Below are 19281 nucleotides of genomic sequence, written 5' to 3'. Positions count from 1 at the left end.
TTTTGGTCTATACGAATAACGAAAACCATGCATAGCACAAACTACTATAACAGCTTAATAACCGTAGCAGAAGATTGCAAAGTCAGTCATGGCACGATTCCAAAAGAAAGTCCCGAAAAACTTACCGTCGCCAACTATCATTTCCAACTGATCAATCAGAATCCCCTAGCGCTGGAATCCGATGACATCATCTTTAACACGCATGTATTAAGAAAGGATATCACAACATCGGAAATAGCGGCTGAACGATCAACCTTTTTCTCGAAAGGTCAAGCCTGTTTACGCACAAGTCCATTGACAAAGACCTACGGTTGGGGAATTTATTTTGACGAAAAGGGAAGAGTGAAATTAGTGGATTCGGCTTCGGAGGAATACTTTCAACTTATCGAGGATAAGACCATCAAGAAGATTCCTGCAATGCGTAGTTCAAAAAAATAAAAACTTGTCATAGGCAAAGTAGATTTGAAATCCCATCCCCTAACTTTGAGTATCGAATTGAATGCAAACGGTTTATGAAGAATATCTCAGTTTCATTGTGAATATTTGATATCGCTCAAGACCAAAGAAAAAAAGCTATGGAAAATTCTAAAAATTATGAGTTCAAAATCGACGAAGCGAAACGTAGCATATCGATAAAACGAACCTACTCTGCTAAGTTAGACCAAGTGTGGAAAGCATTCACCGATGCTAAGATTACAGATCAATGGTGGGCACCAAAGCCATGGAGATGCGAAACAAAGTCTCAAGAATTCAAATCAGGTGGTCAGTGGCTTTACGCCATGTTGGGCCCCGATGGCGAAAAAATGTGGGCAACATCCACTTATCAACAGATTGTTCCTAAAGTGAGTTTTATCGTCGATGACGCTTTCACCGATGAGAACGGTCATGTCGATCCCTCGTTTCCACAATCCGTTTGGGAAACAACTTTCACAGCCCTTGACAATCAAACCCTTGTAGAAAATAAAATCACCTATCAGCGTTTGGAAGATCTTCAAGCAACGCTAGATATGGGCTTCAAAGAAGGATACGAAATGGGGCAGCAAAACTTAATAGATTGGTTAAAACAGCATCCTGAATAAAGATGCCCTCTATAGATACTTTAAAAAAACATATAAAACTAAAACACACTTATTATGGCAAAGATTCATGCTTATCTAAACTTTGACGGAACTTGTAAACAAGCTTTTGAGTTTTACGCTCAAGTCTTCAATTCCCCAGTTACCGGGACATACCTGTACGACGATATGCCTGCAGAACCAGGCTCACCTGCCTTACCTGAACATGCAAAGGGAAAAGTAATGCATACCTCTTTAATGTTAAACGATACAACTATGCTAATGGGCTCTGATGTTGTCGAAGGTTTTGGAGGCAAAGTGATTAATGGAAATGCAACATACATTATGTTAGATGCGAAAGACGCAGAAGAAGCACGCGCATTGTATCAAGCCTTAGCAAAAGATGCAAAAATCCTAGAAATGGAATTAGGTGAAACATTCTTTGCAGAACTATTCTCCTCATTCGAGGATAAATTCGGAATCTATTGGATGATACATTTCGAAGGAAATAAGAAAATGGGCTAAAATGCCAAGAAATTGAAATGCGATATCAATATCCCGATATCGCATTTTTAAACGCCTTAAATTCCTAAATGAACATGCAACAGCCACAATTTAACGCTGGAAAAAATCTGGCAATGAAAGTATCCTTAGACAAGTATGCCGAGACCGTACATTTCTATCGGGATGTACTGCTATTGGAAGCTGAAGAAATTGAACTCAATCATCCACAAGTTGCAAAGACTTGTAAAATTAAGTTTGCGGACATGATTTTATGGATTGATGGCGTTGAAGATTTAACACAGAAAGATCTTTGGTTTGAAATCGAAACAGACGCTATCAAACCGGCCTTAGATTATATGCTAGCGAATAATATTGAACAAGATGATAGCCTCGAACAATTACCTCAAAATGCACATTGGATAAAAGATCCAGTGGGTAATATCCTGCTCTTACGTCAGCGGAAAACATAAGTGTAAAATTTACGTTTTATCCAATACTAAAGAACAGAAATCGTGATTATCGAAGAGATCATACTACTAAATAAATTTTATAGAAAAATTAAACATGCTATTATGAAGAATCAGCTCATACCTTCCCTATGGTTCGATAATAATGCCCTAGAAGCTTTTGAATTCTACTCCGATGTTTTTCCAAGCACCGATATCTATAAGAACAGTCCAATCGTGGTCGAAGGATCTATTATGGGAATAGATTTTATTGGCATTAACGGCGGACCTCATTTTAAGCCTAATAACTCAATATCTTTCATGCAAGTGTATGAATCCCGGGATGAATTAAAGCGAGTTTGGGATGAACTGAGCAAACAAGGTAAGGTCTTGATGCCTCTGGACAACTATCCTTGGAGCGAATATTATGGATGGATTACAGATCAATTTGGGATTGGCTGGCAGTTGTATTTAGGGAAGCTTACCGATGTCAATGAGCAAGCGGTAATACCGACCCTCATGTTCTGTGGCGAACAACAAGGAAAATGTGCTGAGGCGATTGCTTTTTATGCATCAGTCTTCAAGGAATTTAAAAAGCAAGGTCTACTCGCCTACCCAGACGGAGAGGTTAAAGGACAAATCATGCACACCCAATTTATTGCAAACGGATTAACGATGGCTGCCATGGATAGTGGCGTACCTCAAGACTTCAGCTTCAATGAAGGCATATCTGTGACAATTACCTGTAAAGACCAAGAAGAATTGGATTATTATTGGGATGCCCTTACTGCGCAAGGACAAGAAAGCCAATGCGGCTGGTGTAAAGACCAATTTGGTGTATCTTGGCAAGTTGTACCCCGAAATATCAGTCAAATAATGAGTGCCAATCCCCATGCTGGCGCGGCCTTAATGAAGATGAAAAAGATCATAATCAACGATTTAATAAACGCCGGGTAACGTAAAGTAGTGCTCGAAAATTGTTATATTTATTTAATAACAACACTAACTACAACGATGAAGAGAGCAATCCTATCCAGCTTAGGTCTCGCACTATTGGCTTCTGCCTGTAATAATTCAGGACAGGAGAATCAAAATAATAGCGATACCACCATAGTAATCAAAGACACCATTGTCGAAACGAAAACAGATCCGCAAAGTCTCGATATTAACAGTATTCAGATTTCCACTGCCGATATTGGCGATTTCCCATTCTTTACTACCCCTGAAGGCAGTGAATACATCAATAACCCAAAAGTTAAGGCGTTTGATGCACTACTTATTGCGATGCCTGACGGTAGTTTGCAATCAAAAGAAGGGAAAGTTTTCAAGTCCTTTATCCATCCCTCCAAAGGTTCTGTAAATGAAATAACCAATCTCTACTTAAACAAAAGCTATGAGGATGCGATTCTAAAGGCCGGTGGAATCAAGCTATTCGATGGCAAACTATCTCCTGAACAAATTAAGATTTACGACGAGAAAGCGAGGTATAAAGGAGAAGATGGATCCATGGACATCTATAACAACCCGATCAAATCTTATATTATCCGTCGTGCAGATGGTGACATTTATATACAATTGGAAGATAATATTGACGCTTCGTCGACGATACAGCTATTACAGGAGTAACCCTTAGTGCAGACCATTCAGAAGGTAAATTCTGAAAAAATCAGCAAAGACATCGCTGCCCACGGAAAGTCCATATTATATATCAATTTCGACACCGACAAGGCCACAATTAAGTCAGACGGACAAGAGATTGTTGCTGAAATTGCGAAAGTATTAAAGGCTGAAGGTACTTTGAAATTGGCTATCGAAGGGCATACCGATAATACCGGCGATGGTGCACACAATAAAACGCTGTCAGAAGATCGTGCAAAAGCGGTAGTTGTCGCCTTAGAGAAAGCTGGAATCGAAAAAGCTCGTCTCAAAGCAATTGGTTATGGAGCGGAACGCCCGTTAGTGGCGAACGACTCGGAGGATAACAAATCGAAAAACAGACGCGTAGAATTAGTTAAACAATAAGCATAAAAACGCAATGAATACCTTCGTCATCTTCCTACGTGCCGTCAATGTTTCGGGGAAAAACTTGATTAAAATGGCTGACTTGAAAGATATGCTTTTAAAAGAAGGCTTTACAAACGTTCAAACATATATACAGAGCGGTAATATCATACTCCAATCAGAAAGCAATACGGATGAAACCCGAGATAAACTGACCACATTATTTGTTCAGCATTTTAACCTTGATATTACCTGTTTTGCCCTGACCGAAGCTGAACTTATGGCAGCACGAGATGGTAATCCTTTTGACTCCAATTTACCAGGAAACCGTGTTTTTATCACATTTCTCTCTTCTAAAATAAATGACAGCGAGAGAACAGAAATAAACAAGTTGCAATTCCCAGCAGAAGAATTTCTCTGCACAGAGAAACATATTTACTATTATCTTCCAAATGGTGCAGCAAACGCCAAATTGAGTAATAGTTTTTTTGAGAAAAAATTGAAGATAAAAGCCACTGGACGTAATATAAACACCGTAAATAAAATGCTAAATTTACTGGCTAAAACAACAAAATAAAATCCAAATCAATTTACCATGAAGTTTTTAAAGTATCTACTGTTTATCGTACTGGGCTTATTGGCATTAGTACTCATTATCGGCCTAATTGTACCGAAGGATTTTCACGCAGGAAGTGAAATTGTAATAAACAAACCTCGACAAGAGGTGTTTGATTATGTAAAGTACATTAAGAATCAGCACAAGTTTGATGCCTGGTCGAGGAAAGACCCCAACATCACCCAAGCTTATGAAGGAACAGACGGTACAGTCGGTTTCATTTACACTTGGAAAAGTAGCAAGGTTGGCGATGGCAAGCAAGTGATCAGCAAAATCGATGAAGGCAAACGAATAGACATGGATTTATATTTTAATGGTTCAGATCAAGCAAACAAATCATATATGGCTGTTGAAGATGCCGGAGCCGGACAAAGTAAAATTTCTTGGGTTATCGATGGACAAATGCCCTACCCATGGAATGTAATGACCCTCTTTTTTGATATGAGTAAAGATTTCGATTCAGGTTTATCGAACTTGAAAGAGATATTAGAAAAACAATAAAACGATGCATATTACAGTTCCTAAAGATTGCGACAACGCACCGAAACGAAGACTGATCAGAGATTTTAATCTGGCTTATGCTCATGCCGATTTAGAAAAACTCCTTCCATATTTTCATCAAGATATCTATTGGGAGATGGTCGGAGATCAAAAAATTATCGGTAAAGATGCTGTTATCGCATTTTTAGGAACTGTAAGTTTTAACAAAGCCGATTCCATCGAGATTGAAACGATTATCAGCCACGGGAAATTCGCTTCGGCGATGGGCAAAATAAGCTATGGAACGAACACTATTGCGTTTAATGACACGTATGAGTTTACGTCTGCAGGTAGTGGAATTTTAAAGAAAATATACAGCTTTGCGATTCCTTTATAAGGATACAATTCCTAATAAATACTCGTAAAACTATAATTTAGACATTCAACATGAAAGCAACAAAGTCCCTATTCATACTTCCGGCAACCCTCCTATTTTTTGCCTGTCAATCGAATACGAAATTGGAATCAAAAAATACGGCAGATAGCGCTGCTCTGGTTCAGGATACGCTAAGTACATCTTGGAAAGATGAAGGATGCAGCTGGCTAAAAACCACCGTGGAGAAACATTTCAAAACAGAAGACAGTTCCGCTGACATGAAAGCTATCACGACAGCAACTTATTATGAGTATAAAGTCGACGCGACAAATGTAGATTTGGACCTCGACAGCAGTTTAACTAACGCCGAATTTCAAAAGAAATGGAATGGTAAATTTGATACGAAATTTGCTGGCATAGGCACGGGGTTTCTTATCTCTGGACAAGATTACGGCAGCATTACTTTATCGACCTGCGATTTCATTCATGGAAATGAGCAAGAAGCAACCTTTAAAGTATTAATTTCTGATTGCCAATACAATACAGACTACAATCGAGAAATCACATTAGTTAAGGATCAGCATACTTATAAGATTGCTAATGTAAAAGAATTCGATTAGTTATTTACTTGATGTGCATACACATCGCTTAAGCATCGGAATACTTCTTTATTTTGACCATCGTTAAATTGAATTTGAAGGCTCTTCAAAATTTGATCAAAAAAAGGACTTATCTGCGCATCATCGCGATTAGTAAATAAGCTGATGCTTAACCCTTCCGCAGGCACTATTAAAACAATATTATTGAATCCAGTACTTTCACCCGAATGGAGTAAGCAATCCTGACCCTTATCATTCTTTAATACAAACCAACCTAAGCCGTAGGAAATCGACGGGCTAACGAAGGAGACTAGCTTTCTATTGGTCAATTGGTTTCTTAAATTACGATTTGACTTAAAAGCTGCTATAATATATGCGCTCCAAAGATCGTAGTCCTTCGCCGAACAATAAACACCTCCATCTCCCTTTGTTGCACTTGTGATACTCTGATCGGCAAATACGAATTGTTCACCTTTTAAAGTATACCCATAGGCGCGGTTCGAAATATCAGCATCCTGTTCAAAAATCTGCGTGGCGTTCATTCCTAATTTGTCGAAAACCTCATCCTTCATGTAGTTTAAGTAAGACTTCCCACTCACCTGCTCAACAATCAAACTCATTAGACAATATGCAGTATTGCTATATCTGAATTTTGCATGCTTTCGATCAAAAGCATCCGTATATGGACTAACCAACTTTAGCACATCTGCATCCGACAATTGCACTTTTTGATGCTCCGGAATCACATCCTCATAGTCTTTAATACCGGAGGTATGATGAATTAATTCTTCAATTGTAATATTTGCAGCAGGAACTTTTAAAGAGGGAAAGTACTTCCCGATTCGATCCTTGAAATTCAGCTTTGCTTGCTCAGCCAATTGAAAGATAGCAAAAGCGGTAAACTGTTTGCTGACCGATGCCATACGAAAGTTGCTCATTTCATCATTTAATTCCTGCGATTCCATATTCGCTAAACCCGCCGCTTTTCTGTAAACAAATCCGTTCGAACGATTATGTATAGCTAGCATAAGTCCTGGAGTATTCGCATCGGGATAGTAATGTTGAATCAGAGAGTCCAATTGCTGACTGAGGTCTTGCGCGGATACCGAAGAGCAAATCCCAAACATGACAAGAAAAAAATAGCGTTTTAAATAATGCATAGCCAATGCTAATGAAATATTTCGAAATAAAAAAGGGTTGCGATTCGCTCGCAACCCTTTCTTCATTTTCATCATCGTCTATTCTGTTACCGATAAATCAATCGGCTTCATACGTTTAAATTTTTTGTAGCGCAGAATCTCATCCGCTAGCTTTGATATGGCAAAGCCAACAATGGAAGCATCATCCAACCATCCCAATACTGGAATAAGGTCAGGAATCGCATCTAAAGGTGAAACAACATAGATGATCGTTGCTACAACGACAGACATATTCCATTTATTCATCTTGTATTTCCCCGAGAAGGTATCTTTGATCATATCTATTAAAAGACCAAAATCACTACTCTTCTCTCCTAAATGCTGAGCTTTATCCTCTGCCAAATCAATCTCCTCGTTCGTAAGCTTGCGATTCTTGAAGGTGTTAAATAACAGTAGTGCTCTGCTAAAATAGTTTTTCTTCATTTGTTCTTTCGTCATTTCTCAGTAAGACAGTGTTTAATCTAAACGGTTTAATCTAAGTAAAAATTATTGCAAAAGCCTAGATAGCGGTTCTTCGATACTTTTTTTTAAAAAAACTTAATACTTACACAATATCTGAAATATCAGTGCGTTATAATAGAACAAATAAGGTTATTTTTAAGATAGCAGCGATGCTAACAAAAAAAGAAATAACTTTATAAATGAGGGGTTGTACGAAAGTATAACCCCTTTATTTTTTTTCAGTAACTCTCGCTTCTCCCTTGCTTTAAACATTTGCATAGCTCAACCCAATATTTATGCATATAGACGAACAAGGTATGCTTCAGGTAGGGCTAAGCTAGGCTTAAGCTCTACAACATGTCCCGCGTACTACGTTGAGTTGCAACAATACTATACTCGGAATTTAACCTAATTTTTCATGTAAGGATTCTTGGTCTAGTCCATTTTCGAATTTCGCAACAACAAGAGTTGCTGCAGCATTACCTATCAGATTGGTAATGGCACGAGCTTCACTCATAAATCGATCAATGCCTAATATGATTCCAACGGCTTCTACTGGAATATGTCCCACGACCGGCAATGTCGCCGCGAGCGTAACAAATCCACTTCCTGTTACTCCGGCAGCCCCTTTTGACGTCAGCAATAATACCAGTAACAGCGTAATCTCCTGCTCTAAACTTAAATGCATGTTCAATGCTTGGGATATAAATACTGCCGCCATTGTTAAATATATGCAGGTTCCATCCAAATTAAAGGAATAGCCGGTCGGGATGACTAAGCCTACGATCGGTTTGGAACATCCCGCATCTTCCATTTTCTTCATGATTCCGGGCAGTGCCGACTCCGAAGAGGATGTACCAAGCACGATAAGAATCTCTTCTTTTATGTATTTGATAAACTTAAAAATGTTGACTTTAACGTAGAAGTGAAGGACAGTGCCGATCACAAAGATGATAAATATAACACAGGTGAGGTAGAAACTAATCATCAGCATCCCTAGCGAGGATAAGGCTTCCACACCATATTTACCAATCGTAAATCCCATCGCGCCCATGGCGCCAATTGGTGCCAAATACATGATGATCTTGATAACTGCAAAAAGGCCTTTGAGAAACGAATTTAAGACATTTAGCACGGGCTCTGACGCTTTGTCACCGATCTTAGTAAGCCCCACACCAAACAACACAGCAAACAATAAGACCTGCAGCAAATTGTCGGAGGCAACTGCCGCAACAACATTATCCGGAATTATCCCAATAATGAAATCCATCATGGTTTTATGTTCCTTTGATTTGCTGACATATTCAGCAACAGCTGATGGATCAAGTTCAGCAGGATTGACATTCATGCCTGTTCCTGGCTGTATCCAATTCACGAAGACCAAGCCAATGATCAATGCAATTGTCGTCATGATCTCAAAGTAAATAATAGCAGTTAAGCCTATTTTCCCAACTTTCTTAACATCTTGCATTCCTGCTATACCGATGACAATCGAACTAAAGATTAATGGCGCGATTACCATTTTGATGAGTTTGATAAACCCATCACCTAAGGGTTTCATTTGAACAGCGAAGTCGGGATAAAAGATACCGATAAGGATACCAATGAGAATAGCGAGGATAACTTGCACGTACAAGCTCGAGAAAATCTTCTTCATAAACAGCTTTTGTGGCTTATAATGTTAGGTTTTTAGAATCTACAAAAGTCTAATTTAAAGGAAAAAGAGCTACTACTGCAAATTATTTGCATTTAGTTTTCAATAAAGGTCATAAATTTGCGTTTGGGAGTTCCGCTGTACTATTGATCGGACAGCGTGAGCTTATCGATAAATTTGTTGAGGGATTCCCCTAGCAAATAGTTCCATCCACTTTCGAATCTCGATTGACTGAACTGTTCGCCGGCATCGCTAAAGTTTTCCAAGCCTTCGTGCGTCAGATGTAGGGTAGTTGCTCCGCCTCGAGGAATTAGGCGCCAAGTGATAATCGATGTTCCTTTACTTTGTTTAGGATGGCGCCAAGTGAATTTGAAGAGCTCATTTGGGATTACATCAACAACCTGACAAAGATGAAGCGAGTCTTCGCGTTTGTTATGTCTATAGAACTCAAACTCTCCGCCAACCTCCATTGTAAAGTTGGGGATCTCAAAGAACCACTCTTTCATATATTGTTTATTCGTGATAGCCTGCCATAAATCGGTTAGGGCGATGGGATAAGTACGTTCAATGTGAATAGTTTGCTGGCGCATAGAGACCTCCTTTGTGTTGTCTTAAATATAAGCAATAGAATCCAATAGTTTATTAAGAGAAAGTTATTGTCTTGTAAAAAAATACACATGTACTTTTCGATAATCCCGGCGATATCTTGAGCTACTGATTTGTAAAAAACTACGTATCTTTGTTAGTAATGAATGTAAACAACTTACTAGAACGCGCGTTGAATTTTGAATTCCTTTCTAAAGAAGAAGGAGTTTACCTATATCATCATGCGCCTACTGCCGATCTTGCTTTTGTTGCAAATGAACTTCGTAAGATTCAAGTTCCTTCAGGCAAAGTGACCTGGCAAATCGATCGTAATGTAAACACCACGAATGTTTGTATTGCGAACTGTAAATTTTGTAACTTCTTCCGTAGACCCGGACACGATGAGAGCTATATCACCGATATAGAAACATATAAACAAAAGATTGAAGAGACTTTTAAATATGGTGGCGATCAATTGCTATTGCAAGGTGGACACCACCCGGATTTAGGGTTGGCATTCTACACGAATCTATTTAAGCAATTAAAAGAGCTTTATCCAGCTTTAAAGCTGCACTCTTTAGGTCCACCCGAGATTGCTCACGTTTCTAAATTAGAAAACATGAGTCATATCGATGTGTTGACAGCTATGAAAGAGGCGGGCTTAGATTCGCTTCCAGGTGCTGGAGCAGAAATCTTAAATGATCGTGTTCGTCGTTTAATTTCTAAGGGTAAGTGTGGAGGACAGGAATGGCTGGATGTGATGCGCGCTGCGCACAAAATCAATCTTCCAACTTCCGCAACCATGATGTTTGGCCATATCGAAACCATCGAAGAGCGCTTTGAGCATTTAGTTTGGATTCGTGAAGTACAAGACGAAAAACCAGCAGATCACTACGGCTTTATCGCATTTATTCCTTGGCCTTTCCAAGATGATGGAACCTTATTAAAACGTCTACGCGGTATTACGAATAATGTTACTTCCGACGAGTATGTACGTATGATTGCGTTAAGCCGCATTATGCTTCCAAACGTAAAAAACATTCAAGCTTCTTGGTTAACTGTCGGAAAGCAAACCGCGCAGTTATGTTTACATGCAGGTGCGAATGACTTTGGCTCGATCATGATTGAAGAGAATGTTGTTTCCGCTGCGGGTGCTCCACATCGCTTTACATCGAAATCTATTCAGGATGCGATTACAGAGGCTGGCTTTGAACCGCAATTGCGTACACAGACTTATAAGTATCGGGAACTGCCAACACAAATGGAAGAACAAGTGATTAACTATTAATAGCTATAAATTGAAAGATATTCTATTAAATATTGAAGCAATTATTTTTGCTTCAGCAGAAGGAATCAGTATTCAGGACTTACGTCTTGTGTTACAAGAGGCTATGGCGATAGAGATTAATAAGCAAGAGATTGAAGATTTTGTTGAGAAAATTAAGCTAAAATATACGGCTGACGATCAAGTTTTCGAACTACATAATATTAACGAACAATATCAGTTTTTAACAAAAGCGGTTTATCATAATTCAATAAATCAGCTGCAGTTACATAAAGAAAAAAGAAAGTTGTCACAAGCAGGATTGGAAACATTAGCAATCATTGCTTATCGTCAACCGATTACAAAACTCGAAGTAGAGCAAATCCGCGGGGTGAACTGTGATTACACCATCCAACGTCTACTCGACAAAGGAATGATCAGCATTGTCGGCAAAGCGGATAGCATTGGTAAACCTCTACTTTATGCGACCAGTTTTGAGTTTATGCAGCATTTTGGATTAAGAAGCACAAAAGAGCTTCCTCAACTGAAAGACATTGTGGCTGAGGAGAATAGCATTGGTGAAATTGTTGAATAAAATTTGTAAATATTAAAGATTATACAGTTAGAAATAATTTCAAAAAAATATTTTTGAATTGAATTTTCTTCTATAATTTTACGATACAAAAGATACAAAGTACAATATCATAATTAACAAAATGGCGACAATGCAAGTAACTGAAAATGATGTAATGGTTGAAGAAAGAGTATTAAACTTCAACGGTCCAGATGATGATTCTGATGATTTCGATACCGACGAGGACGATTTCGAATTGGATGATATCGATGCAATCGGTGGAGGATACGATGACTTCGACGACGAGGATGACGATTTTTAGTCTCTAATAATCAACTGGTTAGATATTAGATGTGAGATGTGAGATGTGAGATGTGAGATGTTAGATGTTAGATGTTAGATGTTAGTATTTAGTATTTAGATGTTTGGCGTACAATTTTTAACGAAAAACAAAACAAGCATCATTTTGAATATTGGTTCGAAATTTAATTATCACTCTTAACAAGTAAATAAAAAGGCGCTAAATTACAATACCCCCAAAAAGTTAGACACTTTCTGGGGGTATTTTTATTTCTAAAATCTAATTTTTAACATCTTAAATCTAATGTCTCAAATCTAATGTCTAATATCTAACATCTAATGTCTAAAGTCTAATATCTAATGTCTCACATCTATTATCTGTCCTCCAGAGACAAAGAATACGGCAAATCGCCCTTACTTACGCCTCTTTGCTTATTGGGTTCTGCTCCCATATCAAAGCTTAGATTTGCACCTTTGAGAAGTTCGCTATGTTTGATATAGTTTTTGCTATAGTTCTTATTATTGAATTTCAGGTTTTGGATATAGCGATTCTTATCGGAGTTATTTTTTGATTCAATATGCACTTTCTTTCCATTATTCAAGCTGATCGTTACCTTATCAAAAATGGGTGATCCCAGTACGTATTCGTCTGTTGCAGGTGTTACGGGGTAAAATCCCATTGCCGTGAATACATACCATGCAGATGTTTGTCCATTATCTTCGTCACCACAATAGCCGTCTGGATTTGGTGAATACATCCTATTCATGGTTTCACGAAGCCAATATTGTGATTTCCACGGCGCTCCAACATGGTTATATAAGTAAATCATGTGTTGAATAGGTTGATTTCCATGCGCATACTGACCCATATTTGCTATTTGCATTTCCCTAATTTCATGTATTGGAAATCCATAGTAAGAATCGTCAAATACTGGTGGAAGACTAAATCCGGAATCAAGCTTTATTTCCATTGCTGCATGTCCACCCATCAATTTTGCTAGTCCCTCAATATCTTGAAATACCGACCAGCTATAATGCCAGCTATTTCCTTCAGTAAAGGCATCGCCCCATTTAAACGGATTGAAAGGCGTTGACCAAGATCCATCTTTGTTTTTTCCACGCATCAAGCCCGTTGATGGATCAAATAGCTTCTGATAGTTGAAAGAGCGCTTTTTATAGAACTCTTGTTCTTCTTTAGGTTTATTTAATGATTTAGCCAATTGAAAAATGGTAAAATCGTCGTAAGCGTATTCTAGGGAACGCGCTGCGTTCTCATGAATTTTTACGTCGTAGGGTACATAACCCAATTCATTGTAGAAGTCCGCTCCCGCGCGTCCTACGGCGGTCATAGGACCAGCATTATTCGCGCCTTTCTTTACTGCTTCATACAGAGTTTCAATGTCCTTAGTTTTCACGCCCTTTATCCAAGCGTCAGCTACAATCGATGCGGAATTGTTGCCAACCATAATATTTCTATATCCAGGGCTTGCCCACTCCGGTAAAAAGCCTCCTTCTCGATAGGCATTTGCTAAGCCTTCTTGGATCTTTTCATTAACCTCCGGATACATCAAGTTTAAAAAGGGAAACAAGCAACGGAAGGTATCCCAAAAGCCCGTATCTGTAAACATATATCCTGGCAGTACTTTTCCATTGTAGGGTGAGTAATGTACAACCTGTCCATTGGCATCAATCTCGTAAAACATGCGTGGGAATAGTAAAGAACGGTATAGAGCCGAATAGAAGGTACGGATCTGATCAATGCTTCCTCCTTCGACTTGTATTTTGGCAAGCTCCGAATTCCAGCGCTCTTCTCCTTTTTTCACTTGTTGGTCAAAGGTAATGCCTTCCAACTCCTTCAAATTAAGCTCCGCCTGTTGAGGACTAATAAAGGAAGATGCAACTTTCACCAACACTTGCTCTCCGGCTTTTGCGGTTTGAAACCCAACTAATGCACCGACATGGTCAGCTTGAATTTTAAGTCTTCCATCGACAAGAAGAGAATCGGAAAAAGTAGATAAGTTCGCAAAAGCACGATCAAACTGCAATACAAAGTAGTTTTTAAAGTTCTCAGGAACCCCTCCACTGTTTTTGGTGCTGTATCCAATAATTTTCTGCTCCTGCGGAATCACTTCCACATACGAACCTTTATCGAAAGCATCGATCAGCACAAAAGCTTCGTCGGTTTTCGGAAAGGTAAAACGGAAGTATGAAGCGCGCTCCGTTGGCGTTATTTCAATTTTACTGTCGTAATCGGCAAGATAAACGGAATAGTAATGTGGCTTGGCGACTTCTGCTTTATGCGAGAAATAGCTGGCCCGCTTTTCTTGATCGAACGTCTTATTGCCCACCATGGCCATAATGGAGAATTGACCATAGTCATTCATCCATGGTGAAGGTTGATGTGTTTGCTTAATTCCTCGAATTTTTTCGGCGGTATAGCTGTACATCCAACCATCGCCCATCTTTCCAGTTTGGGGACTCCAGAAGTTCATCCCCCAGGGTAATGCCACAGCAGGATAGGTATTCCCACTCGATAGAAAATAAGTAGATTGAGTACCAACCAGGGTACTAACCATATCAATTGGGCGTTCTACTTTACCGATTTTCTGTGCATAGGAACACAAAACGGATAGACCCAGTATAAACGTTGAAGCAATAAATTTTAATCGCATAGGCTTTATTGGATTAATTAGTTGCTTAAATATAAAAAATATTATTGGATTACGAACAGCTAAAAGTATTTAGCTGTTAAAAGAAAGCACTATCTTTCCGTAATGTTCGGGACTTTCCATCTGCTGATGGGCAGCGACTGCATCTTTGAAATCGTATACCTTGCTTAATTGTACTTTAAAAATTCCGCTCTCGATTAAAGGAATGACCTGCGCTTGAATCTCTTTTGCTAGGGATGCTTTAAATGGAATGTCTCGCGCTCGAAGTGTTGAACCCGTCAAGTTTATTCGCTTCTGCATAAGCTTTAATAAATTCAACTCAACCTTCGCTCCTTTCATTGCGTTTATATAAACCAATCGCCCCTCTGGATTCAATAGTTTAATATTTTTATCGAAATAATCTCCACCGATCGCATCTAAGATGACATCCATTCCAATACCTTGGAGTGCTACCGCAAAATCCTCTTCCTTATAAATAACAGCTTTTATTGCCCCTAGCTCTTCCGTAAGTTTCTTTTTATCACTTGTCCCCACAGTAGTATAAACCTTTGCTCCGAAGGCGTGCGCAAGCTGTATTGCCGTTGTACCGATTCCACCTGCTCCTGCATGTACCAAAAAGTTTTCTCCTTTGGCTAATTTCCCGCGTTGAAAGACATTGTGCCAAACGGTAAATACTGTTTCAGGAATTGCAGCGGCTTCATCGAAACTTATATTAGCCGGTTTCCGCAAACAAATATCCTCATGTACAGTCACATATTCAGCATAGCCTCCGCCCGCTACCAATGCCATGACTTCCTCTCCTATTCTATATTTTGACGCCTTGGATCCAAGCTGCTCAACAATTCCAGACACTTCTAAACCTGCAATATCTGCAGGAACACCGTCAGGAGCGGGATAATTCCCTTTTCGTTGGAATATATCGGGACGATTGATTCCCGCTGCTTTTACTCGAATAAGAACCTCATATTCATTGGGAATAGGATTCTCGCGTTCCTCAATTGTTAAAACTTCTGGACCGCCAAATGCACTTATTATTACAGCTTTCATTATTTTTTCTTTGGATAGGATTGTAATCTGACATTCAATGTCATCATAAAATAGCGCCCTAATCGATTATTCCGAGATTCAAAGACATCGTTACCTGCATACTCTGTCAACACGCCTACATTCTTATTTTGATCTAATAAGTCAAAACATTGAATGCGTAACAACGCTAATTTATTCTTCATAAAGGTATACTCTAGATAGGTGTTAATGATCGTTGGATTTACATCGCTTAACTCACTAACGTAACCTTTATAAAATCGCTGCGACATCTCTGCGCCAAGCACAATATTATTATTAATATAGCCTTTACTGCCCAAGCTTAAAAGGAAGGAATGTGCAGCAATCTTATTTTCATAAGGGAGCTCATAGATTGCTCTATTCAGAAAATAGTTGGAATTAAAGACCGACTCAAAGTATTCATTCCAATTGTATCTAAATTGCAAGCTTTGGTTATAAAGCAATTGCTTTGTCGTACTTTTCCGGGTATCGATAAATGATAAATTATTATAGTATTCAACATCTCCATTTAGATCGAGTTGGAAATTATCATTGATTAATGGTGTGTTAAAGAAGTAATTCCATCGTATATCATAGTATCCGCTTGTATTCTCAAAGGATGTTTCTTGTATGGTTGACTCTTTGGAAACCGATGTTTTTGAACTTACAATTTTATTGCTGATAAAGGTATATGCTAAGCTGGTTTCAAAGTTCTGCACTCGAGAAGGCACAAACTTTTTAAAACTCGTCGATATCTTATTGTAGAATTCTGCCTTTAACGCCGGGTTACCCACGATAATATTTCTAGAATTTGAGTTATCACGCACTGGAGATATATGCAAGAAATTTGGCTGATTATTCTTTCCTAGATAGGAGAATTGAAGCTCCATAGCATCGCCAATCTTATAGCGTACATTTGTTGTCGGAATAAGATTTACGTTATTATATTTATAGGAAGCCGAATCTCCTTTAACCTTTCCATCTAAGCTTAGTGGTTGAACCGAGAATCCGACATTTACTCTAAATTTATTATTAGGTTCATACTGATAATTTAATCCTGTCTTGAAACTAGAGTATCTATAGGCATAATCCACGCCTAGGGAATCGATAATTTCAAAGGGTTCTTTCCTGACCATCCGTCGCGCTTCAATGTCGGTAATGTCAATATCATAGGACACCTCTAAAAGGCTGTGCTTATAAAAAGGCTCGACATAGGAGATCGACGATTTAATGGTGCTTAAATCATTACGAGCATCAACTATTTGCTCTTGTTGAAACATACTAATGGAAGGATTCGTACTGGTTGTATCGTAGACAACGTAACTTTCTCTAACCCGTTCATCTTTACCTAAGGTTTGGAAATTAAATCGAAAATCACCTACTAATTTCCTTCCTGGTTTTTTAAAATACTTAGAATAAAACAAAAGCAACTCGGCGGTAGGCGTCGAATTGACCGAACTATCTTGTTGCTCTCCACTCTCGCTAACACGATAGTTTAAGCGCGTCGTAAAACGATTATTATCTACAAAAGTTCTATTATAAGTCAATGTAGGCGTTATTTTGATAATATCTTGATTCTTCAGTTTGGAATTGATCTCAAAGAATAGCTTATGGTAGTTGTCTAAAGTTTTGGTGCTGTAATCTTCTTTCTTATGGATTTTGAAATTACTATAGGAAGAGGTTAATAGGGAATTACCTTCAGTCAAATTATGTCTGCTTTGGTAGGTATAACCGCCTGAAATTTGAATATCCTTACCCCAATTATCTGAAAAACTAATACCCAACGATCCGAGCTTATTCAAGCCGTCGGATTGATCAGAATAGTCGCCGAATTCTCCTAAAGAACTGACTCTACCCCCTGCACCATTAGGTGAACCAAATGCAAATAGACTGTTATTCGTATTGTTTAGGGACCCAACGACGGATATCTCTTGACCATCATTGAACTTATTTACGCCAATACTTCCAATATACCGCTCGCGAGTACCGCCACCTAGTGTGGCTTGACCGAACGTTATTTTCTTCTTATTGTCCTCGAGAATGATGTTGATGATCTTTTCTGGTTCATTGTTCTTTATTCCTTTTGCTGTAGATAAGGAGCCGTAATCATTGATAACTTCAATTTGCTTAACAAATTCAGCAGGAAGATTTCTTGTTGCTGTAAGTACATCTCCTCCAAAGAACTTACGTCCATCCACTTGAACGCTAGTAATCATCTGTCCATTATAGAACGGAGTTCCATCGCGCAGGATTTGGAAGCCTGGCAAATTCTTCAATGCTTCCTCCAACAAGGAGCGTGCAGGGAAAGAAAATGCTTTCATATTAAATTGAACGGTATCACCTTTATTTACGACGGGGATATATTTCAAGACCCTTACTTCTGGAATTATATTCGCTTGAGGATGTAGCGTGATCTTTGGCGCAAAAATCTGATTAATGAATTTATTCGTGGGAAATGTCCTTTTAACGATTTGATGCCCAAGCATACTATAGGTTAGACTAATATGTTCTCCTTTAATTTTATCAATTCGGTAAAAACCGTTGGCATTTGTCATGACTGCCACGGTATCGTCTGTGCTACTCAAGCGTACTGATACACCTTTTAATCCCATCCCAATAGTATCCACCACAAGACCTTCGATGCTTCTAGTTCGCTCTTGAGCGAGAAGATTCGGAGAGAACGAAAGGCAGACCATGGCAATGGTCAAAATATAATAAAGGTTATACACTTAAGACAGTTCCTAAAGAGAAATTTATATCCATTAATTCACAACAAATGAAATTTAACATTAAAACGTAGGAACTTAAAATTTTTGTATAAAAAAAGGGGCTAAAATTATAATCTTAGCCCCTTTTTTTATTTTCGTCTGATTATTCTCCGTCGAAAGTAACTTTAACTAGGTGACGATCAATCTCCCAACGACCAGTTCCTTCTTCTCCGATAACATCGAATAACTCAAGAATACGACGAGCAACATACTCTTCTTCTACTTGTTCTTCTAAGAACCATTGTACGAAGTTGAATGTCACGAAATCTTTTGCTTTCATACATTTATCAGCAATTTTGTTGAATTGCTCCGTAACGAACATTTCTTGCTCTAAAGTTTGCTCAAATACACCTCTGAATGATTCGAAATCAACAGGTACATTGCTTACTTCAGGAGAGATCGCACGACCACCTCTTGCTGATATGTAGTTAAATAATTTCAACATATGCGCACGTTCTTCGTCAGATTGCTTTGCAAAGAATGCTGCTGCGTTATCTAAACCTTGATCATCACACCATGCTGACATCGCTAAATACAATGCTGATGAATGTGCTTCCACTTTAACTTGTGCGTTCAATATGTTTTCGATCTCCTCAGAGATAGATGTTTTTAATTTCAATAAATCTTTCATAACAATCTAATATAAAATGTCCAGCGGGTTTGAGTTTCAAATCCAACACTACAAAGATAATGAGTTACAATAAAA

The 19281-nt window shown here is 38.5% G+C and carries 22 protein-coding genes; 14 read left to right on the top strand and 8 right to left on the bottom strand.

Translation table 11 applies throughout. The annotated features are described in order from the left end of the window. Positions 1-27: 27 nt before the first annotated feature. From GFH32_RS07120 to GFH32_RS07070, 11 genes are all read left to right on the top strand, one after another. Entirely contained in the window at positions 28-438 is a 411-nt protein-coding gene (locus tag GFH32_RS07120) for a DUF6157 family protein (protein ID WP_153510621.1), read from the top strand. Between the two features lie 137 nt (positions 439-575). Next, on the top strand, positions 576-1079 hold the full coding sequence (locus GFH32_RS07115) for an SRPBCC family protein (protein WP_153510619.1): 504 nt from the start codon (positions 576-578) through the stop codon (positions 1077-1079). A 54-nt stretch (positions 1080-1133) separates the two neighbouring features. Then, a complete protein-coding gene (locus GFH32_RS07110) occupies positions 1134-1580 on the top strand; it encodes a VOC family protein (RefSeq protein ID WP_153510617.1) in 447 nt (148 codons plus the stop codon). Positions 1581-1654: 74 nt separating this feature from the next. Continuing rightward, positions 1655-2029, top strand: a complete 375-nt coding sequence (locus tag GFH32_RS07105; protein WP_194285677.1) for a glyoxalase — start codon at positions 1655-1657, stop codon at positions 2027-2029. Between the two features lie 102 nt (positions 2030-2131). Beyond that, the gene (locus GFH32_RS07100) at positions 2132-2962 is read left to right on the top strand and encodes a VOC family protein (protein WP_153510613.1); all 831 of its coding nucleotides are present in this window, start codon (positions 2132-2134) and stop codon (positions 2960-2962) included. A 57-nt stretch (positions 2963-3019) separates the two neighbouring features. After that, the gene (locus GFH32_RS07095; protein WP_153510611.1) at positions 3020-3631 is read left to right on the top strand and encodes a hypothetical protein; all 612 of its coding nucleotides are present in this window, start codon (positions 3020-3022) and stop codon (positions 3629-3631) included. A gap of 6 nt (positions 3632-3637) precedes the next feature. Then, entirely contained in the window at positions 3638-4027 is a 390-nt protein-coding gene (locus tag GFH32_RS07090; RefSeq protein WP_153510609.1) for an OmpA family protein, read from the top strand. Between the two features lie 13 nt (positions 4028-4040). After that, entirely contained in the window at positions 4041-4583 is a 543-nt protein-coding gene (locus GFH32_RS07085) for a DUF1697 domain-containing protein (protein WP_153510607.1), read from the top strand. Positions 4584-4601: 18 nt separating this feature from the next. After that, positions 4602-5123, top strand: coding sequence for an SRPBCC family protein (locus GFH32_RS07080; protein WP_153510605.1), 522 nt, complete (start codon positions 4602-4604; stop codon positions 5121-5123). A gap of 4 nt (positions 5124-5127) precedes the next feature. Then, positions 5128-5499 carry a nuclear transport factor 2 family protein gene (locus tag GFH32_RS07075; RefSeq protein WP_153510603.1) on the top strand — a complete coding sequence of 124 codons (372 nt, stop codon included), beginning with the start codon at positions 5128-5130 and terminating at the stop codon, positions 5497-5499. 50 nt (positions 5500-5549) lie between these two features. Beyond that, positions 5550-6098, top strand: a complete 549-nt coding sequence (locus tag GFH32_RS07070) for a hypothetical protein (protein ID WP_153510601.1) — start codon at positions 5550-5552, stop codon at positions 6096-6098. Here GFH32_RS07070 and GFH32_RS07065 read toward each other — a convergent pair. The 4 genes from GFH32_RS07065 to GFH32_RS07050 all read right to left on the bottom strand — a co-directional run bounded on the left by GFH32_RS07065 (position 6095) and on the right by GFH32_RS07050 (position 9961). Then, entirely contained in the window at positions 6095-7312 is a 1218-nt protein-coding gene (locus GFH32_RS07065; protein WP_153510599.1) for a serine hydrolase domain-containing protein, read from the bottom strand. The two genes, GFH32_RS07070 and GFH32_RS07065, sit on opposite strands and share 4 nt — an antisense overlap. 3 nt (positions 7313-7315) lie before the next feature. Beyond that, complete coding sequence (locus tag GFH32_RS07060) at positions 7316-7714, bottom strand: YkvA family protein (RefSeq protein WP_153510597.1); 399 nt, start codon at positions 7712-7714, stop codon at positions 7316-7318. A gap of 406 nt (positions 7715-8120) precedes the next feature. Then, complete coding sequence (dctA, locus tag GFH32_RS07055) at positions 8121-9374, bottom strand: C4-dicarboxylate transporter DctA (RefSeq protein WP_153510595.1); 1254 nt, start codon at positions 9372-9374, stop codon at positions 8121-8123. A gap of 140 nt (positions 9375-9514) precedes the next feature. After that, complete coding sequence (locus GFH32_RS07050) at positions 9515-9961, bottom strand: SRPBCC family protein (RefSeq protein ID WP_153510593.1); 447 nt, start codon at positions 9959-9961, stop codon at positions 9515-9517. A gap of 158 nt (positions 9962-10119) precedes the next feature. Here GFH32_RS07050 and mqnC point away from each other — a divergent pair, with 158 nt between their 5' ends. From mqnC to GFH32_RS07035, 3 genes are all read left to right on the top strand, one after another. Beyond that, positions 10120-11244 (top strand): cyclic dehypoxanthinyl futalosine synthase, encoded by a 1125-nt coding sequence (gene mqnC, locus GFH32_RS07045; protein ID WP_153510591.1) that lies wholly within the window; start codon positions 10120-10122, stop codon positions 11242-11244. A 10-nt stretch (positions 11245-11254) separates the two neighbouring features. Next, entirely contained in the window at positions 11255-11815 is a 561-nt protein-coding gene (scpB, locus tag GFH32_RS07040) for an SMC-Scp complex subunit ScpB (protein WP_153510589.1), read from the top strand. A 121-nt stretch (positions 11816-11936) separates the two neighbouring features. Then, the gene (locus GFH32_RS07035) at positions 11937-12116 is read left to right on the top strand and encodes a hypothetical protein (RefSeq protein WP_153510587.1); all 180 of its coding nucleotides are present in this window, start codon (positions 11937-11939) and stop codon (positions 12114-12116) included. Between the two features lie 352 nt (positions 12117-12468). Here the strand turns inward: GFH32_RS07035 and GFH32_RS07030 are convergent, their stop codons facing one another. The 4 genes from GFH32_RS07030 to GFH32_RS07015 all read right to left on the bottom strand — a co-directional run bounded on the left by GFH32_RS07030 (position 12469) and on the right by GFH32_RS07015 (position 19206). Beyond that, on the bottom strand, positions 12469-14766 hold the full coding sequence (locus GFH32_RS07030; RefSeq protein ID WP_153510584.1) for a GH92 family glycosyl hydrolase: 2298 nt from the start codon (positions 14764-14766) through the stop codon (positions 12469-12471). 69 nt (positions 14767-14835) lie between these two features. Then, positions 14836-15810, bottom strand: coding sequence for an NAD(P)H-quinone oxidoreductase (locus GFH32_RS07025; protein ID WP_153510582.1), 975 nt, complete (start codon positions 15808-15810; stop codon positions 14836-14838). Next, entirely contained in the window at positions 15810-18536 is a 2727-nt protein-coding gene (locus GFH32_RS07020; RefSeq protein ID WP_228384235.1) for a TonB-dependent receptor, read from the bottom strand. Before GFH32_RS07020 ends, GFH32_RS07025 begins: the two co-directional genes overlap by 1 nt. Positions 18537-18678: 142 nt before the next feature. Beyond that, positions 18679-19206, bottom strand: a complete 528-nt coding sequence (locus tag GFH32_RS07015) for a ferritin (RefSeq protein ID WP_153510581.1) — start codon at positions 19204-19206, stop codon at positions 18679-18681. Positions 19207-19281 lie beyond the last annotated feature (75 nt).

The organism is Sphingobacteruim zhuxiongii (genome assembly GCF_009557615.1).
GTDB lineage: Bacteria > Bacteroidota > Bacteroidia > Sphingobacteriales > Sphingobacteriaceae > Sphingobacterium > Sphingobacterium zhuxiongii.
This window is presented reverse-complemented; position numbering and strand designations above follow the sequence as displayed.